Source organism: Candidatus Synechococcus spongiarum SH4 (assembly GCF_000586015.1).
Taxonomy (GTDB): Bacteria; Cyanobacteriota; Cyanobacteriia; order PCC-6307; family Cyanobiaceae; genus Synechococcus_B; species Synechococcus_B spongiarum_F.
Genome location: NZ_JENA01000085.1, coordinates 1 through 6,534, shown reverse-complemented (window position 1 = coordinate 6,534; position 6,534 = coordinate 1). Strand labels below are relative to the sequence as shown.

At 63.6% G+C, this 6,534-nt stretch carries 8 protein-coding genes; 7 read left to right on the top strand and 1 reads right to left on the bottom strand.

What is annotated here, in order from left to right:
- Both BG35_RS0105245 and BG35_RS0105240 read left to right on the top strand, forming a co-directional pair.
- On the top strand, positions 1-448 hold a 448-nt coding region (locus BG35_RS0105245), incomplete at its 5' end, for a pentapeptide repeat-containing protein (RefSeq protein ID WP_025782003.1).
- Positions 449-582: 134 nt separating this feature from the next.
- Positions 583-972 carry a hypothetical protein gene (locus tag BG35_RS0105240; protein ID WP_152535178.1) on the top strand — a complete coding sequence of 130 codons (390 nt, stop codon included), beginning with the start codon at positions 583-585 and terminating at the stop codon, positions 970-972.
- 25 nt (positions 973-997) lie between these two features.
- Here the strand turns inward: BG35_RS0105240 and sufR are convergent, their stop codons facing one another.
- On the bottom strand, positions 998-1,690 hold the full coding sequence (gene sufR / locus BG35_RS0105235) for an iron-sulfur cluster biosynthesis transcriptional regulator SufR (protein WP_025782001.1): 693 nt from the start codon (positions 1,688-1,690) through the stop codon (positions 998-1,000).
- 80 nt (positions 1,691-1,770) lie between these two features.
- Between sufR and BG35_RS0105230 the strand changes: the two genes are divergently transcribed.
- The 5 genes from BG35_RS0105230 to BG35_RS0105200 all read left to right on the top strand — a co-directional run.
- Positions 1,771-2,124, top strand: coding sequence for a ferredoxin-thioredoxin reductase catalytic domain-containing protein (locus tag BG35_RS0105230; RefSeq protein WP_025782000.1), 354 nt, complete (start codon positions 1,771-1,773; stop codon positions 2,122-2,124).
- 17 nt (positions 2,125-2,141) lie between these two features.
- Entirely contained in the window at positions 2,142-3,584 is a 1,443-nt protein-coding gene (gene sufB / locus BG35_RS0105225) for a Fe-S cluster assembly protein SufB (protein WP_025781999.1), read from the top strand.
- 53 nt (positions 3,585-3,637) lie between these two features.
- Entirely contained in the window at positions 3,638-4,462 is an 825-nt protein-coding gene (gene sufC, locus BG35_RS10440; protein ID WP_236619792.1) for a Fe-S cluster assembly ATPase SufC, read from the top strand.
- On the top strand, positions 4,459-5,748 hold the full coding sequence (locus BG35_RS0105205; protein ID WP_025781997.1) for a SufB/SufD family protein: 1,290 nt from the start codon (positions 4,459-4,461) through the stop codon (positions 5,746-5,748). The genes sufC and BG35_RS0105205 overlap by 4 nt, the downstream gene beginning before the upstream one ends.
- A partial coding sequence (locus tag BG35_RS0105200) for an aminotransferase class V-fold PLP-dependent enzyme (RefSeq protein WP_025781996.1) occupies positions 5,745-6,534 on the top strand: 790 nt, incomplete at its 3' end. The genes BG35_RS0105205 and BG35_RS0105200, both read left to right, overlap by 4 nt.

Here is a 6,534-nt window from a genome sequence, read left to right as displayed (position 1 = left end):
GGCGGCGGCCGGTCTGGAGCAGCGGGCCCTCTTTCAAGGGCGGGTGGACTACACCCTCACCACCCATGATCGCGAGAGTTTCCAGGGGCGGGATCTGGAGAACACCTCCTTTGCCGGCGCCCATGCCCGGGACGCTGATTTCAGCGGCAGCAACCTCCATGGGGCCATTCTCACCAAGGGGGTGTTTCAGGGCGCCAGCTTCGTGGCGGCCAACCTGAGCAACGTGCTGATGGATGCCGCGGATTTTCGCGACGCCGACCTGCGGGACGCCGACCTGCGCGAGGCCATTGCCCCGGGCGTGCGCTGGCAGGGGGCCCGGATCAGCGGGGCGGATTTCAGCGATGCCCTGCTGGAGGTGGGGGCAGCGCGGCAACTCTGCGCCATGGCCGAGGGGATCAATTCTCGAACAGGCGCCTCCACCCGGGACAGCCTGGCCCCCTACTGCTGAACCCACGGGCGGCGCCGGCAGGCTTTGGGAAGGATTCTGGCTGCCGCATGTTGCCGCCAGGGCAACCGGTGTTCAGTGGCACAGTCGAGGGGGTAATGGGTAAGCTGTGGTGAGTCCGCACTCCGATGGAATCCATGACCCCCAACCATGCATTGTTGGCCAAAGTTGAGCGCCTGGAAGCGCGACTTGAGCGCCTGGAGCGCCTGGAGATTTCCTCCGCCGATCTGGAAGAGCACCTTGCGCGTCTGAAGCGCCTGGAGGGATTTATGGAGTGCATCGAGGGCTACCTGGATCGCCTGGAGCGTTTGAGCCAGCCCCTGTACCGCCTGGAGGAGCGCCTTGACCTGATGGAGGGCCGGCAGCCCGGCAGCAGCAGAATTGTCAAGCACCCCCGCCTGGTGCAGTCCAAGGTGAAGGTGAAGTCTTTCCTTTCTCACCTTGGGCGGTCCCCGTCGGGGCCACAGCGGGGCTTCCCCTTCACGATCTTCAAGAGCTGGTTTCTGCGGCGCCTGGGGAGACGCTGATGGGGAAAAGCGGACACAAATTCTGTTACCCCTTGCAGGATCCATCCAGACTCGCTGCTGCGGACTGGAAACAGTCCGCCGTTGCGCCCTGCTGAACGCGGAAGCCGCAGTAGTGGTCCCCCTCCTGGATCCAGTGGAACCGCTCCACCTGACAATCCGGGAAGACGCTGCGGTAAAGCTGCAGTTCCTGGCTGCAGATCACGGGAAACTGCTCGGCAATGCGGGCCACGGAACAGTGGAAGGCCTTGAGTAGCCAACCGCGTCGGTCCCGACACGGTTGATAATCCGCCACGTACCCTTCCCGACGGCGCAGTTCCACGAGACGCTGCAGACGCTTCTCCAGGGGACAATTGCCGAGAAGTCTGCGATAGCGCCGGGCCTGGGCCGCGGCCTGTTGGCCAAGGAGAGTCTGCAGTTGCTCAGGCCCGAGGCTGTTGGCCACGGTGTGAAGAAGTCCGCGGGCAAACTCCTGGCTCCCGTCCGGGAAGTGATCCCGGCCTCGGGCCGTCAGCCGCCAGAGGTGGCTGGGCCGCCCCGGGCCGGTGGTGTTACAGGGGCTTTCCACCAGTCCTTCCTGCTCCAGGCTGCGCAGATGGCGGCGCATCACCTGCACGGAAACCCCCAACTGGCCGGCCATGGCGGCCGCGGTGGCTTGCCCCAGCCGCAGCAGGATGGTCAACGCTGCCTCACGGGTCGATGTGACTGGTTCTGACGACATCACGGGGAAAACGGCCACAGGGCCATGCGCATGGTTGTAATCTAATTAGGAAACTAACTGGTTTCGTTACTCTGCTGCCCATGACTCCGGACCAAGACCCTCAGCCCAGCCCCGAGAGCCTGGAGACCCTGCGCAAATTTGCCCAGACCTACGCCCAGCGCACCGGCACCTACTTCTGCAGTGATCCCGGCGTCACAGCAGTGGTTCTCAAGGGTTTGGCCGCCCACAAGGATCAGCTTGGGGCGCCCCTGTGCCCATGCCGTCACTACGACGACAAACCCGCCGAGGCGGCCCAGGCCTTCTGGAACTGCCCCTGTGTGCCCATGCGGGAACGCAAGGAATGCCACTGCATGTTGTTTCTCACCGAAGACAACCCTTTCCGTGGCGACAGCCAGGCCATCACCACGGAAACCATTCAGGCCCTCGCCAACTAACCTTCTCCCATCCCGCAATGAGCAGTGCCGCCGCCGTAGAGGCCCTTAACAAGACGCCTTACCGCTACGGCTTTGTAACAAACATTGAGACCGAGAAAATCTCCAAGGGCCTGGATGAATCGGTGGTGCGCCTGATTTCCTCCAAGAAGCAGGAACCGGATTTCATGCGGCAATTCCGCCTCAAGGCCTATGCCCAGTGGCAAACCATGGCGGAGCCCGACTGGGCTGCCCTGAGGTATCCCGCCATTGACTATCAGGACATCGTCTACTACTCGGCTCCCCGTCAAAAGGAGCAGAAAGCCAGTCTGGAGGAGGTTGATCCGGCCCTCCTGGAGACCTTTGACAAGCTGGGCATTCCCCTGAGCGAACAGAAACGCCTCAGCAACGTGGCGGTGGATGCGGTGTTTGACAGTGTGTCCATCGCCACCACCTACAAGCAGAAACTGGCGGAGCACGGCGTGGTGTTCTGCTCCATGGGGGAAGCCATCAAAGATCACCCGGAGCTGGTGGAACGCTATTTGGGGTCCGTGGTTCCCATTGGGGACAACTTCTTCGCAGCGCTCAATTCCGCGGTGTTCAGCGACGGCTCCTTTGTATACATTCCCAAAGGGGTGCAATGCCCCATGGAACTCTCCACCTACTTCCGCATCAACAGCGATGATGCAGGGCAATTCGAGCGGACCCTGATCATCGCCGAGGAGAGGGCCAGCGTCAGCTACCTGGAAGGATGTACGGCGCCCATGTTCGACACCAACCAGTTGCATGCGGCCGTGGTGGAACTGGTGGCCCTGGATGATGCCTCCATCAAGTACTCCACCGTTCAGAACTGGTATGCCGGTGACGAAAACGGCAAAGGGGGAATCTATAACTTCGTCACCAAACGGGGTCTTTGCAAGGGCCGGCGCAGCCGCATCAGTTGGACCCAGGTGGAAACAGGTTCAGCCATCACCTGGAAATATCCGGGCTGTGTGCTCCGGGGCCGGGATTCCGTTGGCGAGTTTTATTCCGTAGCCCTGACCAATCATCACCAGCAGGCGGATACGGGCGCCAAGATGGTTCACATCGGCCCTGGCAGCCGCTCCACCGTCATCAGCAAAGGCATCAGCAGCGGCCATTCCGCCAACAGTTACCGGGGGTTGGTCCATATGGGTCCCCAAGCCCGGGGAGCCCGCAACTTCAGCCAGTGCGACTCCATGCTCATCGGCGATCAGGCGGCAGCCAACACCCACCCCTACATCCAGTCCCGCCAACCTGAAGCCACCGTTGAGCACGAGGCCAGCACCTGCAACATCTCTGAAGATCAACTCTTCTATCTACAGTCTCGCGGCATTGAGCCCGAGGCGGCGGTCTCCATGCTGGTCAGTGGATTCTGTCGCGACGTATTCAACCAGTTGCCCATGGAGTTTGCCGCTGAGGCCGATAAACTTCTGGCCCTCAAGCTGGAAGGTTCCGTTGGCTAGACCCTGCCGGATTCTGTCTTTCTCCCATCTGCTCCCTGTTCCCGATCAGGCCCTTGACATCCACTGAGACCACCCCTTCCAGAGAAGCCCCGATCCAGCCTGGGGATGTGTTGTTGTCCATTGAGAATCTCCATGCCTGCGTCGAGGAGAACGAGATTTTGCGGGGCGTCTCCCTACAGATTCGCGCCGGTGAAATCCATGCTCTGATGGGGCGCAACGGCAGCGGCAAAAGCACCCTCTCCAAAGTGATTGCCGGCCACCCTGCCTATACCGTCACCGCCGGCGGCATCCACTACAGAGGCCAGGACCTGCTGGCCCTTTCCCCCGAGGACAGGGCCAGATCAGGGGTGTTCCTGGGCTTTCAGTATCCCGTGGAAATTCCCGGCGTCAGCAATCTGGAGTTCCTGCGGGTGAGTTGCAATGCCCGGCGGCAGCGGCGGGGTCAGGAGGAGTTGGATACCTTCGCCTTCGAAGACCACGTGCGGGAGACCATGGCCATTGTGCAAATGGACCCGGCATTCCTGGAGCGCAGCGTCAACGAAGGCTTTTCCGGCGGGGAGAAAAAGCGCAACGAGATCTTGCAGATGGCGCTGCTGGAGCCGCTGGTGGCCATCCTGGACGAGACGGATTCCGGCCTCGACATCGACGCCCTGCGCATCGTGGCCAACGGAGTGAGGCGGCTGGCCTTGCCAACTACCGCCACGCTCCTGATTACCCACTACCAAAGATTGCTGGATGCCATCACCCCGGATTTCGTCCACGTGATGGCGGAGGGTCGCATCCTGCGCACCGGCGACAAGGATTTGGCCATGGCGCTGGAGCAACGGGGATACGACTGGATTGATGAAACCAACGGGTCGGACACACGCCAGCCATGAGCAATGCCACCCAATCCCGGTCTCAGCTTTGGCTGGAGACCCTGTTACAGGCGCTGGCCCAGCGGCCTGGGGGCAACGCTGCCGGTCAGCAAGCCAGCGCCCGTGACTGGCGCCTGCCCACCCGCCGCAGCGAGGCATGGCGGTTCACGGATCTGCATTGCCTGACCCGGCTTGATCCCACCCGGCTCCATACCCGCACCGCATCCCCCCGCTGGCCGGAGGCTTTCCGTCAAGCGTCTTCGGGACAAGAATCTCCCGCACGCCTGTGCTTGCAGCTTGACAGCAGCGGCCACTGGCTCGGTCCCCAGGGGGAACCGCCCCCATGGCCCCGGGGCCTCATGCCCCTGCCCAGCGGGAACATCACCCCAGGACAGGTGGCCCGGACCCTCATGCCCTCGGGTCCGTTGCCCCTGGGGGCTGCACTCAACGGCGTGACCCCCGGCCCGTCTCTCGGCCTGCAGGTAAGCGGCCCCGATCCCGTCCATCTGGACTTGGGGATTCGGGTGGAGCAGTCCCAGGCCTGGCTGGCGCCCCATGTGCTGCTGGTGTTGGAACCCGGCGCCCGGCTCTGCCTGAGCTGGCATGTGGCGGCGACGGCCCGGGCGGCGGTGGCGCCCATGGTGGAGGCCCGGTTGGGGCCTGGCGCTCAGCTTGAAGAGGCCGCCATGACCTGGGGTTGCCCGGAGGCCGCCTTCCTGGGGGGCAGCTTTGTCCATCAATCCCCCCGGAGCGTCTATCGACGCACCAGCGTGACCTGGGGGTGGGGACTGAGCCGTGACGAGCCCTTCATCCGCCAGCGCCAGGGTCAGGCGGAGACCCATCTCCATAGTCTGGCCGTGGCCCGGGGGCAGTCCCTGCTGGATACCCACAGCACGGTGTATTTCGACGGCCCCGCTGGCCAACTCCAGCAACGGCACCAAGCCCTTGCCGATGATCGGGGCCACAGCGTCTTCAACGGCCGCGTCGTGGTCCCGCGGGCGGCCCAGGAGACGGATGCCAGCCAACTGAGTCGCAATCTGCTGCTCAGCACAAAAGCCCGCATCGACACCAAGCCTCAACTGGAAATCGTGGCCGACAATGTGCAATGCACCCACGGCGCCACGGTCAGTTGTCTTCAGGATGATGAACTCTTCTACCTGCAATCCCGAGGCATTGGCCGGGATCAAGCCTCCCGCCTGCTCCAGCGGGGTTTCTGCGAAGAGATCCTGCAACGGCTTCCCCAAGCTGCCCTGAGCTGGCCCCCACTCCGGAGTCTGCTTGAGACCCCTACCCCGGATCAACCATGACCCCCGCCATGAGCGCCGCCACGGAGCGCCAGCTTGATCTGGCCCGTTCCACCCGCCCCGATTTTCCCCTGCTGGAGCAGACCTTGCAGGGGCAACCCCTGGTCTACATGGACCACGCCGCCACCAGCCAGAAGCCCCGGCAAGTGATTGACGCCCTGGTGGAGTACTACCGCTGCCACAACGCCAACGTGCATCGCGGCGCCCATACCCTCAGCGCCCGGGCCACGGAGGCCTTTGAATCGGCCCGGGCCACGGTGGCCCGCTTCGTTGGCGCCGCAGACGCCAGGGAAATCGTGTTCAGCCGCAATGCCACGGAGGCCATCAACCTGGTGGCCTATAGCTGGGGACTGGAGCACCTCAAGCCCGGCGATGAAGTGGTGCTGAGCGTGATGGAGCACCACAGCAACCTGGTGCCCTGGCAACTGGCGGCCCGGCGCAGCGGCGCCGTGCTGCGCCATGTGGGGGTCACCCCCCAGGGGGAACTGGACATGGATCATTACAAGGCGTTGCTCAACGACCGCACCCGCCTGGTCTCCTTTGTCCACCTGAGCAACACCCTGGGTTGCCTCAACCCTGCAGCGGAGATCACCGCCATGGCCCATGGGGTTGGCGCCCAGGTGCTGGTGGACGGCTGCCAGGCCCTGCCCCATCGCCCGGTGGACGTGCAGGCCCTGGGTTGTGACTGGTACGTGGGCTCCGGCCATAAGCTCTGCGGCCCCACAGGGATTGGTTTTCTCTGGGGGCGGGAGGATCTCCTGGAGACCATGGCCCCCTTCCTGGGGGGGG